The sequence below is a fragment of the Streptomyces sp. WAC06614 genome (assembly GCF_003949795.1).
Lineage (GTDB): Bacteria > Actinomycetota > Actinomycetes > Streptomycetales > Streptomycetaceae > Streptomyces.
The window spans coordinates 18,818-42,488 of sequence record NZ_RPRY01000014.1 but is presented as its reverse complement, the minus strand read 5'-3'; the positions used below and the strand labels follow the sequence as shown (position 1 = coordinate 42,488).

Here is a 23,671-nt window from a genome sequence, read left to right as displayed (position 1 = left end):
CTCCCCGCTGCCTACGGTGCCCTCATGACCTATACCGACGGTTTCGGCTACTCAGGGTTCCAGGGACTTCTCGGTGACTGCGCCCGCATGGCACCCCACTGGACGGTCCCGGCCGGCCCCCGCCCGCCCCGTGTGGAGCCCTCGCAGATCCACGGGGTCCGCGTTCCCGCGGCCTCGGTCCGGTTGATCGCGGGCACGGCGCAGTACGGCGACCAGGACGGTCAGAAGGACGGTCAGGGGGGTGTCGGCTAGCTCGCGTCGGTCCGGGGGGAACCGGTCGCGCCGTCGCCACGTCACACCCGCGTCACGCACAACGGGCGAGGCAGCGAAGGAGCGATGCGGTGACCAGCGAGCAGCAGCACACCAGCCCCCATCCCCACCACCGGCGGCGGCGGAACTGGGCGGTCGGCTCGATCGCGGCGGCCGTGCTGTTGGCCGGGGGCGGTACGGCGTACTGGGCGTCCTCGGCGTACGGCGGCAGCGGCGGCGGGCGTACGGACGCCGACCGGGCCTCGGCCTCGTTGCGCGCGCCCGGGAGCCCGCAGTCCACGGAGCCCTCGGCGCCCGGGATCGCGCCGGGCGAGCCCGACCCGTCCGGCGGCGGGGTGACGTACGAGGCGACCGGGCCGCTCCCGCAGGGGCCGAAGAGCTCCCCGCGGTTCAAGGCGGACGGGGAGGTCACCAAGGAGGAGGTGGCCCGGCTCGCGGCGGCGCTCGGGATCGAGGGCGAGCCGCGGCTGTCGGGCGAGCAGTGGCAGGCCGGCGAGGTACGGGACTCCTCGGGGCCGCGCCTGACGGTGACCCGCAAGGCGCCGGGCACCTGGACGTACACCCACTTCCAGCTCGGCGGCGGGGACAACTGCCAGAAGGGCAAGGACAGTTGCGGGGCGATCGCGCCGCCGGAAGGTGACCCCGGCAAGGCGGTGTCGGAGGAGGCCGCCAAGAAGGCCGCCGGCCCGGTGCTGGCCGCGGTCGGGCAGAACGGCGCGGCACTGGACGCCCGGCTCACCCAGGGCGCGGTCCGGGTGGTCGCGGCGGACCCGGTGGTCGGCGGCCTGCCCACGCAGGGCTGGACCACCAAGGTGAACGTGGGCGCGGACGGCCAGGTGGTGGGCGGCAGCGGCGAGTTGAAGGCCCCGGTCCAGGCCGGCGAGGCCGTGATCGTCCCGGCCGAGGAGGCGCTGAAGCGGCTGAACGCCCGCTCCGGCCCGGGTCGGAGCCCCGCGCCGAGCGGCTGTGCGACCTCGGTGCCGCTGGAGCCGGACACCCCGGTGCACTCCGGCGACCCGCTGCCCTGCAACCCGGAGCCGCGTCCGATCAAGCCGCCGCGGACCGAGCAGGTGCGTGCGGCGGTGGTGGGCCTGGCCCCGGGGACCGTGGACGGGGTCCGCGGTCTGGTGCCGGCTTGGCTGTTCGAGGTGGCGGGCAAGGGCGGCGGCCCGGCGCACACCGTGGCGCAGCCGGCGGTCGAGGAGCCAAAGGGGGACGGCGGGGCGGGGACCGTGCCCGGGTTCTCGTACAGCGAAGGTGACCGGAAACTGACGGTGAACTTCTGGGGCGGGGCGTGCAGCGACTACGGCCTGGAGGTGCGGGAGAGCGCGCAGTCGGTGCTCGTCAAGATCATTGACACCCCGCGGCAGCCGGGCCGGGCGTGCATCCTGATCGCCGAGGACATGTCCCTGACGGCCAAGCTGGAGCAGCCGTTGGGCGACCGGAAGGTGATCGACGTCAAGAGCGGGCAGGAGCTGCCCCGGCAGTCGTAGGCGCCCGCAAAGGGGCCCGGGACGAGCGAGGGCCTCCGGGACGCGCGAGGGGCCCCGGCCGGACGGTGTCGTCCGGTCGGGGCCCCTCTGCCGTGCCCGGTGGCCGCCGGGCGGTCAGTACCCGCTGCGGCCCCGGCTACGGCTCAGCTGAAGGAGTCGCCGCAGGCGCAGGAGCCCGTGGCGTTCGGGTTGTCGATGGTGAAGCCCTGCTTCTCGATGGTGTCGACGAAGTCGATCGAGGCGCCGCCCAGGTACGGGGCGCTCATCCGGTCGGTGACGACCTTCACGCCGTCGAAGTCCTTGACCACGTCACCGTCGAGGGACCGCTCGTCGAAGAAGAGCTGGTAGCGCAGGCCCGAGCAGCCGCCGGGCTGAACGGCGACACGCAGCGCCAGGTCGTCCCGGCCCTCCTGCTCCAGCAGGGCCTTGACCTTGGCGGCGGCGGCGTCGGACAGGAGGATGCCGTCGCTCACAGTGGTCTTGTCGTCCTGAACGGACATCTGCATTCACTCCCGAAGTGGGGCGGCTCCCCGCCGGGGCAGGGAAACGTCGGACTCTTGCCGTCGGCTGCAACCGACGCGGCCGCGGATTCATTCCGGGCCTGACGCTTGTTTCAGACATTCATGCTCGCACACCGGGGCGGGGCGGTGGAGCCTCGCTGGGAGGGCGGGCGAATTCGTCACATCGACACGATCGGGCATCGTCAAACTGACGTGAAGCGGCTATCATAGATAACGTCAAATAGACGAGAAGTCGACCTCTTCCTGGACCGGCCAGGACCGAAGTCTCGTAGTCGCGGAACAGAAAGGGTGCGTGTCGTGACCACCGCCCAGCCTTTGGACGTCCAGCCGACGCCCCTCGCCCTGCTGCTGCTCGGCCGGGAGGCCGACCCCAAGAGCGAGCGGGGCGTGGAGTGCCCCGGCGACCTGCCCTCGCCGTCCGACCCGGACCTGGTGGCGCGCGCCCGTGCGGCCAAGGAGAAGCTCGGGGACAAGGTCTTCATCCTGGGCCACCACTACCAGCGCGACGAGGTCATCGAGTTCGCGGACGTCACCGGTGACTCCTTCAAGCTCGCCCGGGACGCCGCCGCCCGGCCCGAGGCCGAGTACATCGTCTTCTGCGGTGTGCACTTCATGGCCGAGTCGGCGGACATCCTGACCTCCGACGACCAGAAGGTGGTCCTGCCCGACCTGGCCGCCGGCTGCTCGATGGCCGACATGGCCACCGCCGAGCAGGTCGCCGAGTGCTGGGACGTCCTGGCCGAGGCCGGCATCGCCGACGTCACCGTGCCCGTCTCGTACATGAACTCCTCCGCCGACATCAAGGCCTTCACCGGCAAGCACGGCGGCACGATCTGTACGTCGTCCAACGCGAAGAAGGCCCTGGACTGGGCCTTCGAGCAGGGCGAGAAGGTGCTCTTCCTGCCGGACCAGCACCTGGGCCGCAACACCGCGGTGCGCGACATGGGCATGTCCCTGGACGACTGCGTGGTCTACAACCCGCACAAGCCCGACGGCGGCCTGACCGCGGAGCAGCTGCGCGGCGCGAAGATGATCCTGTGGCGGGGCCACTGCTCGGTGCACGGCCGGTTCAACCTGGACTCGGTCAACGACGTGCGCGAGCGGATCCCGGGCGTCAACGTGCTGGTGCACCCCGAGTGCAAGCACGAGGTGGTCGCCGCCGCGGACTACGTCGGCTCGACCGAGTACATCATCAAGACGCTGGAGGCGGCCCCGGCCGGCTCGAAGTGGGCCATCGGCACCGAGCTGAACCTGGTCAAGCGGCTGGCGAATCGTTTCGCTGCCGAGGACAAGGAAGTGGTCTTCCTCGACCGCACGGTCTGCTTCTGCTCGACCATGAACCGCATCGACCTCCCCCACCTCGTCTGGACCCTGGAGTCCCTCGCCGAGGGCACCCTGGTCAACCAGATCCAGGTCGACAAGGAGACCGAGGCCTTCGCCAAGCTGGCCCTGGAACGGATGCTGGCCCTCCCGTAGGGGACCAGGCGGAACGCCGGCGCGAGACCGGCAAGAGGCCGACGAGAGGCCGGGCCCGGTGGGCGCCCCCGAGGGGGCGCCCACCGGGCCCTTTGCACGCCAGGGGTCAGACCTCCGCCGGCGCCTGGTCCTGGTCCGGCCGGGGCGGGACCACGGTCAGGGGAGCGGTGGAGCGCTTGGCCGCGCGCCGGGCGCGGCGGCGCTCCTTGCGGAGTTCGACCATCGTGTACAGCGTCGGCACCAGCAGCAGCGTCAGCAGGGTCGAGGAGACCAGGCCGCCGATCACCACCACGGCCAGCGGCTGCGAGATGAAACCGCCCTCACCGGTGACCCCGAGGGCCATCGGCAGCAGCGCGAAGATCGTCGCCAGGGCCGTCATCAGGATCGGGCGCAGCCGGTGCCGGCCCCCCTCGATCACGGCCTCGACCACCCCGAGCCCCTGCGCCCGGTACTGGTTGACCAGGTCGATCAGGACGATCGCGTTGGTCACCACGATGCCGATCAGCATCAGCATGCCGATCATCGCGGGCACGCCCATCGGGGTGCCGGTGGCGATGAGCAGGCCCAGCGCACCCGTCGCCGCGAACGGGACGGACACCAGCAGGATCAGCGGCTGGACCAGCGACCGGAAGGTCGCCACCAGCAGCATGAACACGATCGCGAGGGCCGCGAGCATGGCCAGCCCCAGGTTGCCGAAGGCCTCGTCCTGGTCCTGCGAGACCCCGCCGACGGTGGCGGTGGCCCCGGTGGGCAGGTCCAGGGACTTCAGCGTGGTCTGCAGGGCCGAGCTGACCGCACCGGTGTTGTCGCCGACCGGCTTGGCCGTGATCGTCGCGGCGCGGGCGCCGTCGATCCGGGTCGTCCCGACCGGGCCGGGCACGACCTCGACCTCGGCGATGTCACCGAGCCGGACCGGGCCGACCTTCAGCGCCCGGAGCTCGGCCAGGGTGGTGGCCGGGTGGGCGGAGGTGACCAGGACGTCCCGCTCGGTGTTGTCCAGGACCGCCTTGCCGGCGGGCACGCCGTGCACGGACCCGGCGACGATCCCGCCGAGGGCGGCCTGGTTCAGGCCCAGCTCGGCGGCCTTCGGCGTGGCCGTGACGGAGATCCGCGGCACGGACTGCGACAGGTCGCTCCGGACGTCGGAGACGTCCTTGAGCTTCGCGACCTCGGCCCGCACCTGCTCGGCGGCCCGGGCCAGCACCTGGGCGTCGCCGGCCTTGACGACCACGCTGAGGTCCTGGTTGCCGAATGCGGCGCCGACCACGACATGGGTCTCGCCGATGCCGTCCAGGCCGGCCAGGCCCGCCTCGATGCCCTTGCGGGTCCTGTCGGCGTCCGCGGAGTCGTCCAGGGTGATCTGGTACGTGGCCTGGTTCGCGCCCGTACCGCCGCCGAAGGCCGCGAGGAAGCCCTGGGAGCCGACGGTGACCTGGTAGTCCTTGACCCCGTCCGCCCCGGCCAGGACGGCCTCCACCTTGCGGGCCGCGGCGTCGGTCGCACCCAGCGAGGTGCCGGGGGCCAGCTGCTGCTTGAGGGTGAGGACCTTCTGCTCGCCCGGGTCGAAGAAGTTGGTCTTCAGCAGCGGGGTCATCCCGAAGGTGCCCAGCAGCACCACCACCGCGACGCCCACACTGGTCAGGCGGCGCCGGGTGGCGAAGCCCAGCACACGGACGTAGCCGCGCTGGAGCCGGCTGCGGGCCTCCTTCTCCTCGGCCCCCCGCCGCACCTGCTCCGGGTCCCGCGCGGTGCCCTCGGGCGCGCGCAGGAACCAGTACGACAGGACGGGTACGACGGTCAGCGAGACCAGCAGCGACGCCAGCAGGGCGGCGGTGACGGTCAGCGAGAACGAGCCGAACAGCTCGCCCACCATGCCGCCGACCAGGCCGATCGGCAGGAAGACGGCGACGGTGGTCAGGGTGGAGGAGGTGACCGCGCCGGCGACCTCCTTGACCGCGGTCAGGATCGCGGCCTCGCGCTCCTCGCCGTAGCCGAGGTGGCGCTCGATGTTCTCCAGCACCACGATCGAGTCGTCGACGACCCGGCCGACGGCGATGGTGAGCGCGCCGAGGGTGAGCATGTTCAGCGACAGGTCACGGGTCCACAGCACGATCAGCGCGAGGACCACCGAGAGCGGGATGGAGACCGCGGTGACCAGCGTGGAGCGCAGGGAGGCCAGGAAGACCAGGATCACGATCACCGCGAAGGCCAGGCCCAGCAGGCCCTCGGTGGTGAGGCTGGAGATGGCGGTGGCCACGGCCGGGCCCTGGTCGCTGACCACGGTCAGCCGGGCGCCGGAGCCGAGGTCGGCCCGCAGCTGCGGCAGCTTGTCCTGGACGGCGTCCGAGATGGCGACGGCGCTGCCGTCCTTGTCCATGGTCACGACCACGGCCAGGCTGGGCCTGCCGTCGGTGCGGGTGAGCGAGACCGGCCTGGCCGGCTTCTGCTCCACGGCCGCGACGTCGCCCAGGCGGACCACCGGGCGGCCCGGGCCGGAGCTCAGGCGCAGGTCCTGGATCTGGGCGAGGGAGGTGTAGCCGCCGCCGACGCGGACGGTCCGGTTCTTGCCGCCCTCGTCGAAGGCGCCGGCCGGCAGGGTGACGCCGCCCGCCTTGAGGGCCTCACCGAGCTTGCCGGTGTCCAGGCCGGCCGAGGCGAGCGCGGCCTCGTCCGGGGTGACGGTGACCTGGAGCTCCTGGACGCCGTCGACGCTCACCCGGCCGACGCCGTCGATGCCCTCCAGGACCGGGACCACGGTGCGCCGGAGCTGGTCGGCCAGGGCCTGCTGGTCCTTGTCGGCGGTCACGGCGAGGACGACGGTGGGCATGTCGTCGGTGGAGCCGGCCACGACCTGCGGGTCGACCTCGGCGGGCAGCTTCGCCCGGGCCCGGTTGACGGCCTGCTGGACGTCGGCGACGAGCTGCTCGGTGCCGGCGTCGCCGTAGTCGAAGCCGGCGCGGATCAGCGCGTTGCCCTCGGTCGCGGTGGAGGTGACGCCGGTGATGCCGTCCACTCCCTTGAGCATGGCCTCGATCGGTTCGACGACCTGCTTCTCGACCACGTCGGGCGAGGCCCCCGGGTACGGCGCGAGCACCGAGACCATGGGCAGTTCCAGCGAGGGGAAGAGCTGCTGCTTGAGCTGGGGGACGGCTATGGCGCCGAAGAGGAGCGCGACGATCGACACCAGGCCGATCAGGGCCCGTTGGGCGAGGCTGAATCGAGACAGCCAGGACATGGGCGGGATCTCTCTGCTGTGGCTGGAAATGGTGGCCCCGCCATCCCATCCCACCGGGCACCGCCGGGTCCTCGCCCCCAGGTCCCGTCCTCACGCGGCGCATACCGCGTTCGCAGTACGCCGCAGGGGCCCGGACTACTGCGCGCGGGCCCGCCCGTCCTCCCCGCGCGGGCGCACCAGTCCCGATTCGTAGGCGATGACCACCAATTGCGCCCGGTCGCGGGCGCCGAGCTTGGCCATGGCCCGGTTCACGTGCGTCTTGACCGTGAGCGGGCTGACCTCCAGCCGGCCGGCGATCTCGTCGTTGGACAGCCCGGCGGCCACCAGGACGAGCACCTCGCGCTCCCGGCCGGTCAGGCCGGCCAGCCGCTCGGCGTGCAGGGCCCCGGCCACCGGCCCGTCCTCGGCCCCGCCGCCGCCCTGGGCGAGGAAGCTGGCGATCAGGCCCTTGGTGGCGGCCGGGGAGAGCAGTGCGTCGCCGGCCGCCGCGATCCGGATGGCGTTCAGCAGCTCCTCCGGCTCGGCGCCCTTGCCGAGGAACCCGGACGCCCCGGCACGCAGCGCCTGGACGACGTACTCGTCCACCTCGAAGGTCGTCAGCATCACCACGCGGACCCCGGCCAGTTCCGGATCGGCGCTGATCAGCCGGGTGGCGGCCAGGCCGTCGGTGCCGGGCATCCGGATGTCCATGAGCACCACGTCGGCCCGCCGCTCCCGCGCCAGCACCAGCGCCTGCGCACCGTCGGAGGCCTCCCCGACGACCTGCATGTCGGGCTCGGAGTCGACCAGCACCTTGAAGGCACTGCGCAGCAGCGCCTGGTCGTCGGCGAGCAGCACCCTGATGGGCGCCGGCGCCCCGGCCTCGGCCGTCTGTTCCACGGAGGTCCCTTCCACGGCACCAGAGCGTACGACCCCGGTCCCGGCCCGGGGCGGGCGGTCCCGGCGGTCAGCCGAGGGCGAGGACGACCAGGACGGTGCCCGCGGACACCTCGGCGAGGGCGCCGAACACGTCCCCGGTGACACCGCCGAACCGGCGGACGCAGCGGCGCAGCAGCAGTTCGGACGCGGCGAGCCCGGCGGCCACGGCGAGGGCGAGCACGGCGACGGTGAGTGCGCCGGGGCGCGGGACCACCCCGGCCACGGCGGCGCCGAGGCCGTCGGGCCGGGCCGGGGGGACGCCGGTACGGGAGGCCAGGGTCATGGCCAGCCGGGCGGTGGCCGCGGCGGTGACGGCGGCCAGGGCGCCGTGGGCCCAGCCGGTGGCCCAGGCGTCGGCGAGGGCGGCCACCTGGGCCAGCAGCGAGAGCAGCAGCACCAGCACCCCGAAGGGGCCGATGTCCGACTGCTTCATGATCCGCAGCGCGGCCTCGGCCGGTTTGCCGCTGCCCAGCCCGTCGGCGGTGTCGGCCAGCCCGTCCAGGTGCAGGCCCCGGGTGAGGGCGGCCGGCACGGACACGGTGGCGACGGCGGCCAGCAGCGGCCCGGCGCCCAGCAGGAGCAGGGCCGCGCCGAGGGCCGCGGCGGTCAGCCCCACGACCAGGCCGGCCAGCGGGGCGCAGAGCATGCCCGTGCGCGCGGCCGGGCGGTCCCAGCGCGTGAGCCGCACCGGCAGCACGGTGAGGGTGCCGAAGGCGAAGCGCAGACCGTCGGCGAGCGGGGCCGCGAGGGCGCCGCCGGAGCTCGGGTCCGGGGCCGGATCCGGGCCCGGGCCCGGGGCCGGGTCGTCGCTCGGGTCCGGGGTCGGGGCGGAGGGTGTGGCGGTCATCGCCGCGAACGGTACCGGGTCGGGCCGATCAGCAGATCATCCGTACCGGTAAATTACCCATATCCTGCCCAATGGGGAGATGGCGTTATGGGTCACTGGTGGTACCGGAACATCGTGGAGCCCGGGAAGCTCCCGATGCTGCTCGCCCTGATCTCGTTCGTCCTGTCGTTCCTGGTCACCCGGACCATCACCCGGCTGATCCGGGCCGGCCGGGGCCCCTTCCGGAACGTCACCCCCGGCGGCGTCCACGTCCACCACGTCGTCCCCGGCGTGGTCCTGGTGATCGTCGGCGGCTTCGGCGCCATCGGCAGCACCAATCACAGCATCGGCGGGCTGATCTCGGCCGTCCTGTTCGGGCTCGGCGCGGGCCTGGTGCTGGACGAGTTCGCGCTGATCCTGCACCTGGACGACGTCTACTGGAGCGAGCAGGGCCGCAAGAGCGTGGAGATCGTGGTGCTCACCGCCGCCCTGGTGGCGCTCGTCCTCGGCGGCTTCCTGCCCTTCGGGGTCAACGACCTGACCCTGGAGGAACGGCAGAACCGGGGCCTGGTGGTCATCAACACCGCCCTCAACTTCTTCATCGCCCTGGTCGCCCTGTGGAAGGGCAAACCGCGCACCGCCCTGCTGGGCACGGTGATCCCGTTCGTGGCCCTGATCGGGGCGGTCCGGCTGGCCCGGCCCGGCTCCCCGTACGCCCGCCGCTTCTACGCCAACCGCCCCAAGGCCCGGGCCAAGGCCGGGCTGCGTGCCTTCCACCACGACCGGCGGTGGGCGGTGCCCCGGCGCAAGTTCCAGGACTGGATCGGTGGCGCCCCGGACCCGGCCGGGGCGCCGGCGACGGCGCCGCCGCCCGGGCCGGGCACGGCGCCGGAGGACGACACCGCCCCCGGCCCCGGCCCCCGCTGACGTAGGGCCGGGGCCGGGGGCGGGGACGTCGGCCGGTCAGCCGGGAATGAGCCCGTCGTCGCCGAGCAGCTCCCTGACCTCCTCCAGGGTGGCGTCCGGCCCCGGCAGGATCAGCTCGCTCGGCTCCAGCGCATCGTCGGGAAGGGGCGTCCCCAGACGCCGTACGGCGTCCAGCAGAGCGCCCAGCGTCCGGCGGAAGCCGGGCCCGTCGCCGGCCTCCAGCTCGGCCAGGAGCTCGTCGTCCAGGCCGTTCAGCTCGGCGAAGTAGCTGTCGGCCAGCTCGACCTGGCCTTCCCCCATGATGCGGACAATCATGACGGGCCCCTGTCCTCGTCCTACTGCTTGTCGAACCGGTGCTGGGTCTGCTGCTGCGGCTGCGCGGCGCCCGGGGTGCCGCCCTCGATCGCCTGCTGCTGCGCCGACGGGCCGCCGGCCAGCTCGGCCTTCATCCGCTGGAGCTCCAGCTCCACGTCCGTGCCGCCGGAGAGCCGGTCCAGCTCGGCCTGGATGTCGTCCTTGGCCAGGCCCGACTGGTCGTCGAGCGCGCCGGAGGCCAGCAGCTCGTCGATGGCACCGGCACGGGCCTGGAGCTGGGCCGTCCTGTCCTCGGCCCGCTGGATGGCCAGGCCGACGTCGCTCATCTCCTCCGAGATGCCGGAGAAGGACTCCGCGATCCGGGTCTGGGCCTGGGCGGCGGTGTAGGTGGCCTTGATGGTCTCCTTCTTCGTCCGGAAGGCGTCGACCTTGGCCTGGAGCCGCTGCGCGGCGAGGGTGAGCTTCTCCTCCTCGCCCTGGAGGGTCTGGTGCTGCACCTCCAGGTCGCTGACCTGCTGCTGGAGCGAGGCCCGGCGGGTCAGCGCCTCGCGGGCCAGGTCCTCCCGGCCCAGCGCCAGCGCCTTGCGGCCCTGCTCCTCCAGCTTGGCGGACTGGCCCTGGAGCTGGTTGAGCTGGAGCTCCAGGCGCTTGCGGGAGGTCGCGACGTCGGCGACCCCCCGGCGGACCTTCTGCAGCAGCTCCAGCTGCTTCTGGTACGAGTAGTCGAGGGTCTCGCGCGGGTCCTCGGCCCGGTCAAGGGCCTTGTTCGCCTTCGCGCGGAAGATCATCCCCATACGCTTCATGACACCGCTCATGGGCTTCGCGCGCCCCCTTCTGACGGACTACGACTCCAGGTCGACCTCAGGACCCACAGTAAGGGCCCTGCTTCCATTACCGCACTGTTCGAGTGCGGATGCGCTCCTCCTCCAGGACGACTACACCCGCGCCCCGGTCAGGCCTGAGGAGTAGGTGGTCCCAGGAGAGGACCCCGAGGGCCGGATCCTGTGGAAAACCTGTCACCCAGCAAGACGCCCGCCGTTGCCGGATCGTTCCCCGCCGGGGTGGGGCGCATGCCGGTGAGCACGTAGGCTTGCGTCTGTGTTTGGTAGCCGTTCCTCCAAGGAAGAGAAGCCGGCCGCTGCCGACAAGGTGAGCGCCGAGGCCTCGAAGCAGCCCCGTGACCCCCAGGCCCCCAAGGGCCGCCCGACGCCGAAGCGCGCCGTCGCCCAGTCGCAGCGCAAGGCCGTGGTGGCCTCGACGGGCGACCGCAAGGAGGACGCCAAGCGGGCGCGCGAGCGCCGCCGTGTGGAGCTCGCCAAGCAGCGCGAGGCGCTGGCCAACGGCGACGAGCGCTACCTGCCGGCCCGGGACAAGGGCCCCGTGCGCAAGTTCGTCCGCGACTACGTGGACTCCCGTTTCTCGGTCGCCGAGATGTTCCTGCCGCTCGCGGTGGTCATCCTGGTGCTGAGCATGATCCGCCAGCCGGCCATCCAGAACGTCGCGCTGCTGCTCTGGCTCGGTGTCATCGCGCTGATCATCCTCGACTCGATCGGCCTGTTCATCCGCCTGCGCAAGGCCCTGAACGAGCGGTTCCCGGACCAGCCCAAGCGCGGCGCCGTCGCGTACGGCCTGATGCGCACCCTCCAGATGCGCCGGCTGCGCCTGCCGAAGCCGCAGGTCAAGCGCGGGGAACGGCCCTGACCGAGAGCTTCGCGGGGGGCGCCCGGCTCTGGCTGGAGGGGCTGGGAGGGCTGCGGAACGCCGTCCGGCAGGAGCTCGTCGGCCGCCAGGTCGAGGAGCAGATCGCCCACCGCTTCCCGGTGGGACAGCGGCTGAGGGTGCTCGACGTCGGCATGGGCCAGGGCACCCAGGCCCTTCGGCTGGCACGGGCCGGGCACCAGGTGACCGGCCTGGAGGTCGACGCGGGCATGCTCACCGTGGCGCGCGAGGCGCTGGAGCGGGAGCCGGCCGGCATCCAGGACCGGGTCCGGCTGCTGGAGGGCGACGGCCGCGAGACCGGCGCCCACTTCACGCCGGGCAGCTTCGACGTGGTGCTGTGCCACGGCGTGCTGATGTACGTCCCCGAACCGGACGCCATGCTCGCCGGCCTGGCCCGGATGCTGGCGCCCGGAGGCCTGCTGTCGCTGCTCGTGCGCAACGGTGACGCCCTGGCCATGCGGCCCGGCCTGGCCGGGGACTGGTCGTCGACGCTGGCGGCGTTCGACACCGTGGCCTACCGCAACCGGCTGGGCCTGGACGTCCGCGCGGACCGGCTCGCCGACCTGACCTCGACGCTGTCGGGCATCGGGGCGCCGCTGCACACCTGGTACGGGGTGCGGGTGTTCACGGACGGCACCGAGGCCGGCCGCGAGCTGCCGCCGGAGCAGGAGCTGGAGCGGCTGCTGGCCGCCGAGGAACGGGCCGGACGCACCGACCCGTACCGCGGCGTGGCCGCCCTCCTCCACCTGATCGGCGTCCGAGGCTGACCCCCTCTTGACGGGGGCTGCGCCCCCGCATCCCCGGCGGAGCTGAGCGATAAGCCGCTCACGCCGCCCGGCGTACCCGGTAGGCCACGGCCCCGCCGCCCGCTTCCGCCTCCGCCTCGCCGAGGTACTCGTGGCCCCGCAGGGTGCACCACGCCGGGATGTCCAGGCGGGCCACCTCGTCGTCCGACAGGACCGTGACCACGCCGCCCACCGCCACGGTGCCGATCGCCTTCGCCAGCTCGATCACCGGCTGCGGGCACCGCAGCCCCACCGCGTCGACCTCCACCGACTCCGCCACCGGGGCCACCTGCGGGGCCGGGTGGACGCCCAGGCGTTCGCGTACCCCGGCCACCACCCCCGGCAGTACCTCCAGGAACGCGTTCACCTCCGCCGCCGTCGTGCCCGTCGGCAGGGACACCCGGACGTTCCCCTCCGACAGCACCCCCATCGCCCGCAGCACATGGCTCGGCGTCAGCGTCGAGCTCGTGCACGAGGAGCCGGAGGAGACCGAGAAGCCCGCCCGGTCCAGTTCGTGCAGCAGGGTCTCGCCGTCCACGTACAGGCAGGAGAACGTCATCAGGTGCGGCAGCCGCCGGTCCGGGTCGCCGACCACCTCCACGTCCGGGACCAGGCGGGCCACCCGCCGCCGCAACCGGTCCACCAGGACCCGCAGCCGGCGCGCCTCCTCCTCCGCCTCGGCCCGTACCGCCCGCAGCGAGGCCGCCGCGGCGACCACGGCCGGCAGGTTGGGGAAGCCGGGGGAGCGGCCCGACTCCCTCTCGTCGGCGGGGCCTTGGGGGGAGAACCGGACGCCCTTGCGGACCGCCAGCAGCCCGACCCCGGGCGGGCCGCCCCACTTGTGGGCGCTGGCCGTCGCCAGCGACCAGCCTTCCGGCACCCGCTCCCACGGCAGCGACTGCGCCGCGTCCACCAGCAGCGGCACCCCGGCCGCCGCGCACACCGCGGCCACCTCCGCCACCGGCTGGACGGTGCCCACCTCGTGGTTGGCCGACTGCAGGCAGGCCAGGGCGGTGTCCTCCCGCAGTGCCTCCTGCCAGTCCTCGGCCGAGACGGCGCCCGCCCGGGACACCCCGACCGTGCTCACGCTCCCGCCGGCCGCCGCGTGGGCCTCGGCCGCGTGCAGCACCGCACTGTGTTCGACGGCCGAGACCACCAGGTGGCCGCCCACCCGCCGGCGCCCCGCCAGCGCCCCGGCGATGCCGGAGTGAACCGCGTGCGTCCCCGAAGGAGTGAAGACGAGTTCGTCCGGACGGCAGCCCACCGCCTCCGCCGCCGCCTCCCGCGCCGCGTCCAGCAGCAGCCGGGCCCGCCGGCCCTCCCGGTAGAGCCGTACGGGGTCGGCCCAGCCCTCGTCCAGCGAGGCGAGCAGCGCCTGTCGGGCGACCGGGTGGAGCGGGGCGGCGGACGCGACGTCGAAGTACGGCATCCCGTCACCGTAGGGCACCCCCGGCCCGGGACCGCCGGGCGGCCCGCGGCCGGCCACCGCCGCGGGCTCTCCGGGCCTGCGCCGTACGGCAGGTCAGGGGGCGTCAGACGGCTGCCGGAGCCCGCCGTTCCGGGGCGGTCGGGCCGTCCCCCGTACGGCCGAGCCACCCCTTCGGGGGCAGTAGCGGCGCGTTGGGCACCCTCCCCGCGCGGCCCCAAATAGCGTCCAGTAGGGTTTGGTCCGCATAAACATCCAAACCCCTGCCCGCGTCAGGGCCGGCGACCGACACGCAAGACGGCCGCAGCCGGTCGCGCGGGCCGAGACTCTCGGGAAGGCGCTACGTGAGTCCCTACGGCTCCGACCGCTCGCCGCGGCGCCCGATGCGGCGGAAGCTGCTGCAGGCGCTGACTGCGGGCGCGGTCCTGGCGACCGCCACTGGTTGCACATATAAAGACTTCCCCCGCCTCGGAATGCCCGACCCGGTCACCGAGGAGGCGCCGCGCATCCTCTCCCTGTGGCAGGGGTCGTGGGCTGCCGCCCTGGTCACGGGCATCCTGGTCTGGGGCCTGATCATCTGGAGCGTCATCTTCCACCGGCGCAGCCGCACGAAGGTGGAGGTCCCTCCGCAGACCCGGTACAACATGCCCATCGAGGCGCTGTACACCGTGGTCCCGCTCATCATCGTCTCGGTGCTCTTCTACTTCACCGCGCGCGACGAGTCGAAGCTGCTGTCCCTCTCCGCGAAGCCGCAGCACACCATCAACGTGGTGGGCTTCCAGTGGAGCTGGGGCTTCAACTACATCGAGAACGTCGACGGTGACGCGGCGACCCCGAAGGCCGGCGCGGCCCCGAAGGGTCTGGAGTCCATCCCGGACCGGTTCACCAAGGACTTCCCGGCGGGCGCCGAGGGCGTCTACGAGAAGGGCACCCCGGCCGATGTGAACGCCGAGAAGGGCTGGCCCGGCCCGACCCTCTACCTCCCCAAGGGGGAGAAGGTCCGCTTCATCCTGTCGTCCAACGACGTCATCCACTCCTTCTGGGTGGTCCCCTTCCTGTTCAAGCAGGACGTCATCCCGGGCCACACCAACGTCTTCGAGGTCACCCCGAACGAAGAAGGCGTCTTCATGGGCAAGTGCGCCGAGCTGTGCGGCGTGGACCACTCCCGGATGCTCTTCAACGTCAAGGTCGTCTCTCCCGAGGAGTACCAGAAGCACCTCAAGGAGCTGGCCGAGAAGGGGCAGACCGGCTTCCTCCCGGCCGGCATCAAGCAGACCGACCCGGCCCGTAACGCGGAGACGAACAAACTGTGAGCATCCTCAACGAACCTCAGGGTGCCGCGGCAGCTGAAGCCTCTTACGAGAACGAGCTGCCGGTACGGCGCAAGCAGCCCGGCAACGTGGTCGTGAAGTGGCTGACCACCACCGACCACAAGACGATCGGCACGCTCTACCTGGTCACCTCGTTCGTGTTCTTCATCATCGGCGGCATCATGGCTCTGTTCATGCGCGCCGAGCTTGCCCGTCCGGGCACGCAGATCATGTCGAACGAGCAGTTCAACCAGGCGTTCACGATGCACGGCACCGTCATGCTGCTGATGTTCGCGACGCCGCTGTTCGCCGGATTCGCGAACTGGATCATGCCGCTGCAGATCGGCGCGCCCGACGTGGCGTTCCCGCGGCTGAACATGTTCGCGTACTGGCTGTACCTCTTCGGCTCGACCATCGCGGTGGCCGGCTTCGTGACGCCGAACGGTGCCGCCGACTTCGGCTGGTTCGCCTACTCCCCGCTGTCGGACGCGGTCCGTTCGCCGGGCATCGGCGCCGACATGTGGATCATGGGTCTGGCCTTCTCGGGCTTCGGTACGATCCTCGGCTCGGTCAACTTCATCACCACGATCATCTGCATGCGCGCTCCGGGCATGACGATGTTCCGCATGCCGATCTTCACCTGGAACGTGCTGCTGACCGGTGTCCTGGTCCTGCTCGCCTTCCCGGTGCTCGCCGCCGCGCTCTTCGCGCTGGAGGCCGACCGCAAGTTCGGTGCCCACGTCTTCGACGCGGCCAACGGTGGAGCGCTGCTCTGGCAACACCTCTTCTGGTTCTTCGGACACCCAGAGGTGTACATCATCGCGCTACCGTTCTTCGGCATCATCTCCGAGGTCATCCCGGTCTTCTCGCGCAAGCCGATGTTCGGTTACATCGGTCTGATCGCCGCGACGATCTCGATCGCCGGCCTCTCCGTGACCGTGTGGGCCCACCACATGTACGTCACCGGTGGTGTGCTGCTGCCGTTCTTCTCCTTCATGACCTTCCTGATCGCGGTCCCGACCGGTGTGAAGTTCTTCAACTGGATCGGCACCATGTGGAAGGGCTCGCTGTCCTTCGAGACCCCGATGCTCTGGGCCGTCGGCTTCCTGATCACCTTCACCTTCGGTGGTCTGACCGGCGTCATCCTGGCCTCGCCCCCGCTGGACTTCCACGTCTCCGACTCGTACTTCGTCGTCGCGCACTTCCACTACGTCATCTTCGGCACCGTGGTCTTCGCGATGTTCTCCGGCTTCCACTTCTGGTGGCCGAAGATGACGGGCAAGATGCTGGACGAGCGCCTCGGCAAGATCACCTTCTGGACGCTGTTCGTGGGCTTCCACGGCACGTTCCTGGTGCAGCACTGGCTGGGTGTCGAAGGCATGCCGCGTCGTTACGCGGACTACCTCGCCGCGGACGGCTTCACCACGCTGAACACCATCTCCACGATCAGCTCGTTCCTCCTCGGCCTGTCGATGCTGCCGTTCTTCTACAACGTGTGGAAGACCGCCAAGTACGGCAAGAAGATCGAGGTCGACGACCCGTGGGGCTACGGCCGCTCGCTGGAGTGGGCGACGTCCTGCCCGCCGCCGCGGCACAACTTCCTCACCCTGCCGCGCATCCGTTCGGAATCCCCGGCGTTCGACCTCCACCACCCGGAGATCGCCGCGCTGGACCACCTGTTGGACCACGGCGCTGAGACCCAGGCCGTCACCGGTGGCAAGGAGGCCGGCAAGTGAAGATCCAGGGCAGGATGTTCCTCTGGCTCTCCGTCTTCATCCTGATCATGACCGTCGTGTACGGCGTCTGGTCGAAGGAGCCGGTCGGAACCACCGCGCTCGCGCTGGCCTTCGGCCTGAGCGCCATGATCGGCTACTACCTGGCCTTCACGGCCGCGCGTGTGGACGAGATGGCCCAGGACAACCTGGAGGCCGACGTCGCCGACGAGGCGGGCGAGCTGGGGTTCTTCTCCCCGCACAGCTGGCAGCCGCTCTCGCTGGCGGTCGGTGGCGCGCTCGCCTTCATGGCCGTCATCTTCGGCTGGTGGCTGATGTACTTCTCGGCCCCGATCATCCTGATCGGCCTGTGGGGCTGGGTGTACGAGTACTACCGCGGTGAGAACCAGAACCAGTAGGACGGCCGCGGCCGAGCAGTGAGACAGGGGCCCGGACACCTCTTCGGAGGAGTCCGGGCCCCTCGTTTGCAGTCACCCCGCGCGCAGTAATCGTCATACGTTCTTAGCGTTGCCCGTATGAAGCACACTCCGCGTCTTTGGACGGTACTCAGCTGCGCCATGCTGGTCGCGTCCCTCGGGGCCGGCGCCACCGCATGCGGGTCCGGTGACCACCCGCTGTCCGCCCGTCCGTACGACGCGGCCGATCAGGTCGCCTTCAACCAGGCCGCGGGGTCCCGCCCCGTCGACCCCGACCGGCCGCTGGAAGTCTCCGTGAAGGGCACCGGGACCGGGACCCGTATCACGGACGTCACCGCCGTGGACACCCACGGACGGCGCCTGGCAGGTGAACTCTCGGCCCGGGGCGACCGCTGGCACAGCACGGCCCCCCTGGCCGCCGGTGTCCGCTACACCGTCACCGTGAGCACCGAGAACGAGCGGGGCGCCCCAGGGCAGCGCACGCTGACGTTCGAGACCGCCCCGGCCCACAAGGTCCTCAACGTCGAATTCGGCCCGGACGCGGGCAAATACGGCGTCGGACAGCCCCTCACGGCGGAACTCAACGAGCCCGTCCACGACAAGGCCGCCCGCGCGGTGGTCGAGCGCGCCCTGGTGGTGGACGCCAAACCGAACCCCGTGGAGGGCTCCTGGTACTGGGTCGACGACACCCGGCTGCATTTCCGCCCGAAGGACTACTGGCCCGCGCACTCCACCGTCTCCGTACGGAGCAATCTGGAGGGCATCCGGGTCGGCGACCACCTCTACGGCGCCGCGGCCAAGCCGCTCACCCTGGAGATCGGCGACCGGGTCGAGGTCATCACCGACGCCTCCGCGCACTACCTCACGTTCAAGCGGAACGGAGAAGTGATCAACACCATTCCGGTGACCACCGGCAAGCCCGGCTTCTCCACCCGCAACGGCGTCAAGGTGGTGCTCGGCAAGCAGTACTACGTCCAGATGCGCGGCGACACCGTCGGCATCGGCGGCAGCGAGTACTACAACCTGCCCGTCTACTACGCGACCCGGGTCACCTGGAGTGGTGAATACGTGCACGCCGCGCCCTGGTCCATCGACTCCCACGGCTACGCGAACGTCAGCCACGGCTGCACCGGCATGAGCACCGGCAACGCCGCCTGGTTCTACGAGAACATCACCGAGGGCGACCTCGTCACCGTGATCAACAGCATCGGCGAGGAGATGGACCCGTTCGGCAACGGCTACGGCGACTGGAACCTCGACTGGAAGGACTGGCGCGAGGGAAGCGCCCTGCTCAAGGGCACCCAGGAAGGCCGCAGCCCGGTCGACGTCACCCGGCTGCGCCCGCAGATCTGAGCCGGCCCCGGGCGGCCGGGCCGGGGGAGACCCCGGCCCGGCCGCCCGGCCCGTGTGCGCCGTACCGGGCCCTCTGCCCGGCCCGTACGTACCCGGCGCCCGTACCCCTTCCCGGGTGGGTCAGGCCGCGTCCGTCAGCCGCTTGCGCAGCAGCCCCGCCAGGGCGTCCGCGAACTCCACCGGGTCCACCGGAAGGGTCACCGCGGCGTCCGCACGGCTCCAGGTGGCCAGCCAGGCGTCCTGGGGGCGCCCCATCAGCAGCAGCACCGGAGGACAGCGGAAGACCTCGTCCTTGATCTGCCGGCACACGCCCATGCCGCCCGCCGGGACGGCCTCCCCGTCCAGCACGCACAGGTCGATCCCGCCCAGCTCCAGCTCCTTCAGCACGGCGGGCAGAGTCGCGCACTCCACGAACTCCACCGGCGGCACGTCCGCGGCGGGCCTGCGCCCGGACGCGAGCCGCACCTGCTCCCGGGTGTTCGCGTCGTCGCTGTAGACCAGAACCCTCGCCGTCGCCCGCATCGTTTCCTCCACGCGTCAGGAAATCTTGCGCGGGATGCTACTCCTCCCGACGCGCTGTCAACATCGGTTCGGCCACCCTCGCGTCCACCCTGCTGATGGGCCGTTCGGGCAGTGCACACCCCCCGGACACTCCGAACGGCACCCCCCGGGGTGAGGGCGGGATAAGCGACCGACATAATGTCGGTCGTGGCGACAGCAACGACAGTAGATACCGGGCACGCGCACCCGACGGTCAACCGGCCGAACCTCGTCAGCGTCGGAACCATCATCTGGTTGAGTTCCGAGCTGATGTTCTTCGCGGCCCTCTTCGCGATGTACTTCACCCTGCGATCCGTGACGGGCGCCGAGTACTGGAAGAGTCAGGCGGACTTCCTGAACCTTCCGTTCTCGGCGACGAACACCACGATCCTGGTGCTCTCCTCCCTCACCTGCCAGCTCGGCGTCTTCGCCGCCGAGCGCGGTGACGTGAAGAAGCTCCGGACGTGGTTCATCATCACGTTCGTCATGGGTGCGATCTTCATCGGCGGCCAGGTGTTCGAGTACACCGAGCTGGTCAAGCACGAGGGCATCTCCCTCTCGTCCGGCCCGTACGGCACGGTGTTCTACCTGACCACCGGCTTCCACGGTCTGCACGTGACGGGCGGTCTCATCGCCTTCCTGCTGGTCCTCGGCCGGACGTACGCGGCCAAGAGGTTCACCCACGAACAGGCCACGTCGGCCATCGTCGTGTCCTACTACTGGCACTTCGTCGATGTCGTCTGGATCGGCCTCTTCGCCACGATCTACCTGATCAAGTAGCGAACACGTCGCCGGGCCCGGCCCGGCACTCCATCCAGAAACACCGACGCAGAAGATCCTGACACCGGGGTAATCCGTGAAAAAGCTCTCCGCACGACGACGCCATCCGCTGGCGGCGGTCGTCGTTCTACTCCTCGCGCTGGCGGCCACTGGGGGGCTGTACGCCGCCTTCGCCCCCGCGGGCAAGGCGCAGGCCGATGAAACCGCCCAGTCCCTCGCCATCGAGGAGGGCAAGAAGCTCTACGCCGTGGGCTGCGCAAGCTGCCACGGAACCGGCGGTCAGGGGTCCTCTGACGGCCCGAGCCTGGTGGGCGTCGGCTCCGCCGCCGTCGACTTCCAGGTGAGCACGGGCCGCATGCCCGCCCAGCAGCCCGGCGCCCAGGTGCCGAAGAAGCCGGTCGTCTACAACCAGGCGCAGATCGACCAGCTGGCCGCGTACATCGCCTCCCTCGGCGCCGGCCCGATCACGCCGACCGCCAAGCAGTACGACCCGGCGGGCGCCGACGTCGCCAACGGTGGCGAGCTGTTCCGCAACAACTGCGCCCAGTGCCACAACTTCACGGGTGAGGGCGGTGCGCTGACGCACGGCAAGTACGCCCCCAACCTTGAGGACGTCGAGCCGAAGCACATCTACGAGGCCATGATCACCGGCCCGCAGAACATGCCCTCCTTCCCCGACAGCACGATGCCGGAGAAGCAGAAGAAGGACATCATCGCGTACCTCCAGCACGTGAACGGCCCGTACTCGGACAACCCCGGCGGCCTGAAGCTCGGTGGCCTGGGCCCCGTCTCCGAGGGTCTGTTCGGCTGGATCTTCGGTCTGGGTGCGCTGATCGCTGTCGCCGTCTGGGTCGCGGCCCACACCGCTAAGGCCAAGAAGTCATGAGTAGCCAAGACATTCCCGAAGACAAGCACCTGCCGAGCGAGCAGGGCGACGCCCACCACGGTGGTGTAGCGGTCGCGGACGACCCGTTCGCCGACCCCGGCCTGCCGGCCCACAAGCCGCGCATCCAGGACATCGACGAGCGGGCGGCCAAGCGCTCCGAGCGCACCGTCGCGATGCTCTTCACGATCTCGATGCTGGCGACGGTCTGCTTCATCGCCGCCTACGTGACCATTCCGGTCGACAAGATCGTGTACATCTTCCCGCTGGGGAAGGTGAGCGCGCTCAACTTCGCCCTGGGCCTGACCCTGGGCGCGGCCCTCTTCTGCATCGGCGCGGGCGCGGTCCACTGGGCCCGCACCCTGATGTCCGACGTCGAGGTCGCCGACGAGCGCCACCCGATCGCCGCTCCGCCGGAGGTCAAGGCGAAGGTCATGCAGGACTTCGCCGACGGTGCGGCCGAGTCCGTCATCGGCCGGCGCAAGCTGATCCGCAACACCATGTTCGGCGCGCTGGCCCTGGTGCCGCTCTCCGGCGTGGTCCTGCTGCGCGACCTGGGCCCGCTGCCCGAGGACAAGCTGCGCCACACCGTCTGGGCCAAGGGCAAGCTGCTCATCAATCAGAACACGATGGAGCCGCTGCGTCCCGAGGACGTCGCCGTCGGTTCGCTGACCTTCGCCATGCCCGAGGGCCTGGAGGAGGAGCAGCACGACTTCCAGAACCAGATCGCCAAGGCGGCCCTGATGATCGTCCGGATCCAGCCGGCCGACATCAAGGACAAGAAGGAACTGGAGTGGTCCCACGAGGGCATCGTGGCCTACTCCAAGATCTGCACCCACGTCGGCTGCCCGATCAGCCTGTACGAGCAGCAGACGCACCACGTGCTGTGCCCGTGCCACCAGTCCACCTTCGACCTCTCCGACGGCGCCCGTGTCATCTTCGGCCCGGCCGGTCACGCCCTTCCGCAGCTGCGCATCGGCGTGAACGCTGAAGGATTCCTCGAAGCGCTCGGCGACTTCGAGGAGCCCGTCGGTCCTGCATTCTGGGAGCGCGGATGAGCACCAGTGTCAACACCGAGCGCAAGGCCCCGCGCGGCGAGCGCGTGGCCGACTGGGCGGACGGCCGGCTGGGCATCTACAGCCTCGCCAAGGCCAACATGCGCAAGATCTTCCCGGACCACTGGTCCTTCATGCTGGGTGAGATCTGCCTCTACAGCTTCATCATCATCATCCTCACGGGTGTGTACCTGACGCTGTTCTTCCACCCGAGCATGAACGAGGTCGTCTACCACGGCTCGTACGTGCCGATGCAGGGCGTCATGATGTCCGAGGCCTTCGCCTCGACGCTCGACATCAGCTTCGACGTCCGCGGTGGTCTGCTGATCCGCCAGATCCACCACTGGGCCGCGCTGATCTTCGTCGCCGGCATGGTCGTGCACATGATGCGCGTCTTCTTCACCGGCGCGTTCCGCAAGCCGCGTGAGGTCAACTGGGTCTTCGGCTTCCTGCTGCTGGTCCTCGGCATGTTCACCGGCTTCACCGGTTACTCCCTGCCGGACGACCTGCTCTCGGGCACCGGTGTCCGCTTCATGGAGGGCGCGATCCTGTCCGTGCCGGTCGTCGGCACGTACCTGTCGTTCTTCCTCTTCGGCGGCGAGTTCCCCGGCGGCGACTTCGTCGCCCGGTTCTACTCGATCCACATCCTGCTGCTGCCCGGCATCATGATGGGCCTGCTGGTGGCCCACCTGATCCTGGTCTTCTACCACAAGCACACCCAGTTCGCGGGTCCCGGCAAGACGAACAACAACGTCGTCGGCATGCCGCTGCTGCCGGTCTACATGGCCAAGGCCGGAGGCTTCTTCTTCCTGGTCTTCGGTGTCATCGCGGCCATCGCGGCCATCGCCTCGATCAACCCGATCTGGGCGCTCGGCCCGTACCGCCCGGACCACGTGTCCACCGGTGCGCAGCCCGACTGGTACATGGGCATGCCGGAAGGCCTGATCCGTGCCATGCCCGGCTGGGAGATCAACCTGTGGGGCCACACGCTGGTGCTCGGCGTGTTCATCCCGCTGGTGCTCTTCCCGCTGGTCCTCGGCGCGATCGCGGTGTGGCCGTTCATCGAGTCCTGGGTCACCGGCGACAAGCGCGAGCACCACATCCTGGACCGCCCGCGCAACGTCCCGACCCGTACCGCGTTCGGTGTCGCCTGGATCGCGGAGTACATCGTGCTCCTCATCGGCGGTGGCAACGACATGTTCGCGCAGTACTTCCACCTGTCGATCAACTCGATCACGTGGTTCGTGCGGATCGGCTTCTTCGCCGTGCCGGTCCTCGCGTTCATCGTCACCAAGCGGATCTGCCTCGGCCTCCAGCGCCGGGACCGGGACAAGGTGCTGCACGGTCGCGAGACCGGCATCATCAAGCGCCTGCCGCACGGTGAGTTCGTCGAGGTCCACGAGCCGCTGCCGCAGGGCAAGCTGCACACCCTCACGGCGCACGAGCAGTACGCGCCGCTGGAGCTGGGCCCGGCCGTCGACGAGAACGGTGTCGAGCGCAAGATCGGCCGGACGGAGAAGCTCCGCGCGAAGCTCAGCAAGGGCTTCTACGCCGAGGGCAACCAGATCCCGAAGGCCACGGTCGAGGAGTACAAGGAGATCCAGGCGGGCCACGGCCACCACTGATCCCTGATCCGCCGGCCACACGGCCGGCCGAAAACGATCGCCACGGCAAGAGCCCCGTCCAGTCG

At 70.8% G+C, this 23,671-nt stretch carries 22 protein-coding genes; 14 read left to right on the top strand and 8 right to left on the bottom strand.

Annotation, left to right across the window (positions count from 1 at the left end):
- Window positions 1-24: 24 nt before the first annotated feature.
- Both EF918_RS03735 and EF918_RS03730 read left to right on the top strand, forming a co-directional pair.
- Complete coding sequence (locus tag EF918_RS03735; protein WP_125640551.1) at window positions 25-252, top strand: hypothetical protein; 228 nt, start codon at window positions 25-27, stop codon at window positions 250-252.
- A gap of 89 nt (window positions 253-341) precedes the next feature.
- Window positions 342-1,763, top strand: a complete 1,422-nt coding sequence (locus EF918_RS03730; RefSeq protein ID WP_125640548.1) for a hypothetical protein — start codon at window positions 342-344, stop codon at window positions 1,761-1,763.
- Between the two features lie 143 nt (window positions 1,764-1,906).
- On the opposite strand, the gene EF918_RS03725 is transcribed toward EF918_RS03730, so the two are convergent.
- Window positions 1,907-2,263, bottom strand: a complete 357-nt coding sequence (locus EF918_RS03725; RefSeq protein WP_125640545.1) for an iron-sulfur cluster assembly accessory protein — start codon at window positions 2,261-2,263, stop codon at window positions 1,907-1,909.
- A 309-nt stretch (window positions 2,264-2,572) separates the two neighbouring features.
- Between EF918_RS03725 and nadA the strand changes: the two genes are divergently transcribed.
- Window positions 2,573-3,760: a quinolinate synthase NadA gene (gene nadA / locus EF918_RS03720; RefSeq protein ID WP_185921581.1), complete on the top strand. Its 1,188-nt coding sequence runs from the start codon at window positions 2,573-2,575 to the stop codon at window positions 3,758-3,760.
- Window positions 3,761-3,866: 106 nt separating this feature from the next.
- Here nadA and EF918_RS03715 read toward each other — a convergent pair whose 3' ends face one another.
- From EF918_RS03715 to EF918_RS03705, 3 genes are all read right to left on the bottom strand, one after another.
- Window positions 3,867-6,995, bottom strand: coding sequence for an efflux RND transporter permease subunit (locus tag EF918_RS03715; protein ID WP_125640539.1), 3,129 nt, complete (start codon window positions 6,993-6,995; stop codon window positions 3,867-3,869).
- Between the two features lie 135 nt (window positions 6,996-7,130).
- Entirely contained in the window at window positions 7,131-7,889 is a 759-nt protein-coding gene (locus tag EF918_RS03710) for a response regulator transcription factor (RefSeq protein ID WP_260609739.1), read from the bottom strand.
- Between the two features lie 52 nt (window positions 7,890-7,941).
- Window positions 7,942-8,760 carry an adenosylcobinamide-GDP ribazoletransferase gene (locus EF918_RS03705; RefSeq protein WP_125640536.1) on the bottom strand — a complete coding sequence of 273 codons (819 nt, stop codon included), beginning with the start codon at window positions 8,758-8,760 and terminating at the stop codon, window positions 7,942-7,944.
- Between the two features lie 87 nt (window positions 8,761-8,847).
- Between EF918_RS03705 and EF918_RS03700 the strand changes: the two genes are divergently transcribed.
- Complete coding sequence (locus EF918_RS03700) at window positions 8,848-9,666, top strand: hypothetical protein (RefSeq protein WP_260609736.1); 819 nt, start codon at window positions 8,848-8,850, stop codon at window positions 9,664-9,666.
- A gap of 36 nt (window positions 9,667-9,702) precedes the next feature.
- Here EF918_RS03700 and EF918_RS03695 read toward each other — a convergent pair whose 3' ends face one another.
- Window positions 9,703-9,981 (bottom strand): hypothetical protein, encoded by a 279-nt coding sequence (locus EF918_RS03695; RefSeq protein WP_125640533.1) that lies wholly within the window; start codon window positions 9,979-9,981, stop codon window positions 9,703-9,705.
- 20 nt (window positions 9,982-10,001) lie between these two features.
- Window positions 10,002-10,796 (bottom strand): PspA/IM30 family protein, encoded by a 795-nt coding sequence (locus EF918_RS03690; RefSeq protein ID WP_125640530.1) that lies wholly within the window; start codon window positions 10,794-10,796, stop codon window positions 10,002-10,004.
- A gap of 283 nt (window positions 10,797-11,079) precedes the next feature.
- Here EF918_RS03690 and EF918_RS03685 point away from each other — a divergent pair, with 283 nt between their 5' ends.
- Both EF918_RS03685 and EF918_RS03680 read left to right on the top strand, forming a co-directional pair.
- Complete coding sequence (locus EF918_RS03685; protein WP_125640526.1) at window positions 11,080-11,682, top strand: DUF3043 domain-containing protein; 603 nt, start codon at window positions 11,080-11,082, stop codon at window positions 11,680-11,682.
- A 41-nt stretch (window positions 11,683-11,723) separates the two neighbouring features.
- Window positions 11,724-12,467, top strand: a complete 744-nt coding sequence (locus EF918_RS03680; RefSeq protein WP_185921583.1) for a bifunctional 2-polyprenyl-6-hydroxyphenol methylase/3-demethylubiquinol 3-O-methyltransferase UbiG — start codon at window positions 11,724-11,726, stop codon at window positions 12,465-12,467.
- Between the two features lie 58 nt (window positions 12,468-12,525).
- Here EF918_RS03680 and EF918_RS03675 read toward each other — a convergent pair whose 3' ends face one another.
- Complete coding sequence (locus tag EF918_RS03675; RefSeq protein WP_125640520.1) at window positions 12,526-13,914, bottom strand: aminotransferase class V-fold PLP-dependent enzyme; 1,389 nt, start codon at window positions 13,912-13,914, stop codon at window positions 12,526-12,528.
- 341 nt (window positions 13,915-14,255) lie between these two features.
- Here EF918_RS03675 and coxB point away from each other — a divergent pair, with 341 nt between their 5' ends.
- The 4 genes from coxB (at window position 14,256) to EF918_RS03655 (ending at window position 18,723) form a co-directional block, all read left to right on the top strand.
- Window positions 14,256-15,224 carry a cytochrome c oxidase subunit II gene (gene coxB / locus EF918_RS03670; RefSeq protein ID WP_125640517.1) on the top strand — a complete coding sequence of 323 codons (969 nt, stop codon included), beginning with the start codon at window positions 14,256-14,258 and terminating at the stop codon, window positions 15,222-15,224.
- On the top strand, window positions 15,221-16,957 hold the full coding sequence (ctaD, locus tag EF918_RS03665; RefSeq protein ID WP_125640514.1) for a cytochrome c oxidase subunit I: 1,737 nt from the start codon (window positions 15,221-15,223) through the stop codon (window positions 16,955-16,957). Before coxB ends, ctaD begins: the two co-directional genes overlap by 4 nt.
- Window positions 16,954-17,352: a cytochrome c oxidase subunit 4 gene (locus EF918_RS03660; RefSeq protein WP_125640511.1), complete on the top strand. Its 399-nt coding sequence runs from the start codon at window positions 16,954-16,956 to the stop codon at window positions 17,350-17,352. Before ctaD ends, EF918_RS03660 begins: the two co-directional genes overlap by 4 nt.
- A 117-nt stretch (window positions 17,353-17,469) precedes the next feature.
- On the top strand, window positions 17,470-18,723 hold the full coding sequence (locus EF918_RS03655) for an Ig-like domain-containing protein (RefSeq protein WP_125640508.1): 1,254 nt from the start codon (window positions 17,470-17,472) through the stop codon (window positions 18,721-18,723).
- Window positions 18,724-18,843: 120 nt separating this feature from the next.
- Here EF918_RS03655 and EF918_RS03650 read toward each other — a convergent pair whose 3' ends face one another.
- Window positions 18,844-19,245 carry a response regulator transcription factor gene (locus EF918_RS03650; RefSeq protein WP_125640567.1) on the bottom strand — a complete coding sequence of 134 codons (402 nt, stop codon included), beginning with the start codon at window positions 19,243-19,245 and terminating at the stop codon, window positions 18,844-18,846.
- Window positions 19,246-19,422: 177 nt separating this feature from the next.
- On the opposite strand from EF918_RS03650, the gene EF918_RS03645 reads away from it, so the two are divergent.
- From EF918_RS03645 to EF918_RS03630, 4 genes are all read left to right on the top strand, one after another.
- Window positions 19,423-20,043, top strand: a complete 621-nt coding sequence (locus EF918_RS03645) for a heme-copper oxidase subunit III (RefSeq protein WP_125640505.1) — start codon at window positions 19,423-19,425, stop codon at window positions 20,041-20,043.
- Between the two features lie 76 nt (window positions 20,044-20,119).
- On the top strand, window positions 20,120-20,929 hold the full coding sequence (locus EF918_RS03640; protein WP_125640502.1) for a c-type cytochrome: 810 nt from the start codon (window positions 20,120-20,122) through the stop codon (window positions 20,927-20,929).
- Window positions 20,926-21,984, top strand: coding sequence for a ubiquinol-cytochrome c reductase iron-sulfur subunit (locus tag EF918_RS03635; RefSeq protein ID WP_125640500.1), 1,059 nt, complete (start codon window positions 20,926-20,928; stop codon window positions 21,982-21,984). The genes EF918_RS03640 and EF918_RS03635 overlap by 4 nt, the downstream gene beginning before the upstream one ends.
- Window positions 21,981-23,606, top strand: a complete 1,626-nt coding sequence (locus tag EF918_RS03630; RefSeq protein ID WP_125640496.1) for a cytochrome bc complex cytochrome b subunit — start codon at window positions 21,981-21,983, stop codon at window positions 23,604-23,606. Before EF918_RS03635 ends, EF918_RS03630 begins: the two co-directional genes overlap by 4 nt.
- Window positions 23,607-23,671 lie beyond the last annotated feature (65 nt).

Bases quoted from the DNA above. Each gene is read 5' to 3' on its own strand.
- EF918_RS03700 (WP_260609736.1), top strand. From the start codon at position 8,848: ATGGGTCACTGGTGGTACCGGAACATCGTGGAGCCCGGGAAGCTCCCG.
- EF918_RS03715 (WP_125640539.1), bottom strand. From the start codon at position 6,995: ATGTCCTGGCTGTCTCGATTCAGCCTCGCCCAACGGGCCCTGATCGGC.
- EF918_RS03735 (WP_125640551.1), top strand. From the start codon at position 25: ATGACCTATACCGACGGTTTCGGCTACTCAGGGTTCCAGGGACTTCTC.
- EF918_RS03655 (WP_125640508.1), top strand. From the start codon at position 17,470: ATGAAGCACACTCCGCGTCTTTGGACGGTACTCAGCTGCGCCATGCTG.
- EF918_RS03695 (WP_125640533.1), bottom strand. From the start codon at position 9,981: ATGATTGTCCGCATCATGGGGGAAGGCCAGGTCGAGCTGGCCGACAGC.
- EF918_RS03675 (WP_125640520.1), bottom strand. From the start codon at position 13,914: ATGCCGTACTTCGACGTCGCGTCCGCCGCCCCGCTCCACCCGGTCGCC.
- EF918_RS03690 (WP_125640530.1), bottom strand. From the start codon at position 10,796: ATGAGCGGTGTCATGAAGCGTATGGGGATGATCTTCCGCGCGAAGGCG.
- EF918_RS03650 (WP_125640567.1), bottom strand. From the start codon at position 19,245: ATGCGGGCGACGGCGAGGGTTCTGGTCTACAGCGACGACGCGAACACC.
- EF918_RS03630 (WP_125640496.1), top strand. From the start codon at position 21,981: ATGAGCACCAGTGTCAACACCGAGCGCAAGGCCCCGCGCGGCGAGCGC.
- EF918_RS03705 (WP_125640536.1), bottom strand. From the start codon at position 8,760: ATGACCGCCACACCCTCCGCCCCGACCCCGGACCCGAGCGACGACCCG.
- EF918_RS03635 (WP_125640500.1), top strand. From the start codon at position 20,926: ATGAGTAGCCAAGACATTCCCGAAGACAAGCACCTGCCGAGCGAGCAG.
- EF918_RS03645 (WP_125640505.1), top strand. From the start codon at position 19,423: ATGTCGGTCGTGGCGACAGCAACGACAGTAGATACCGGGCACGCGCAC.
- EF918_RS03725 (WP_125640545.1), bottom strand. From the start codon at position 2,263: ATGTCCGTTCAGGACGACAAGACCACTGTGAGCGACGGCATCCTCCTG.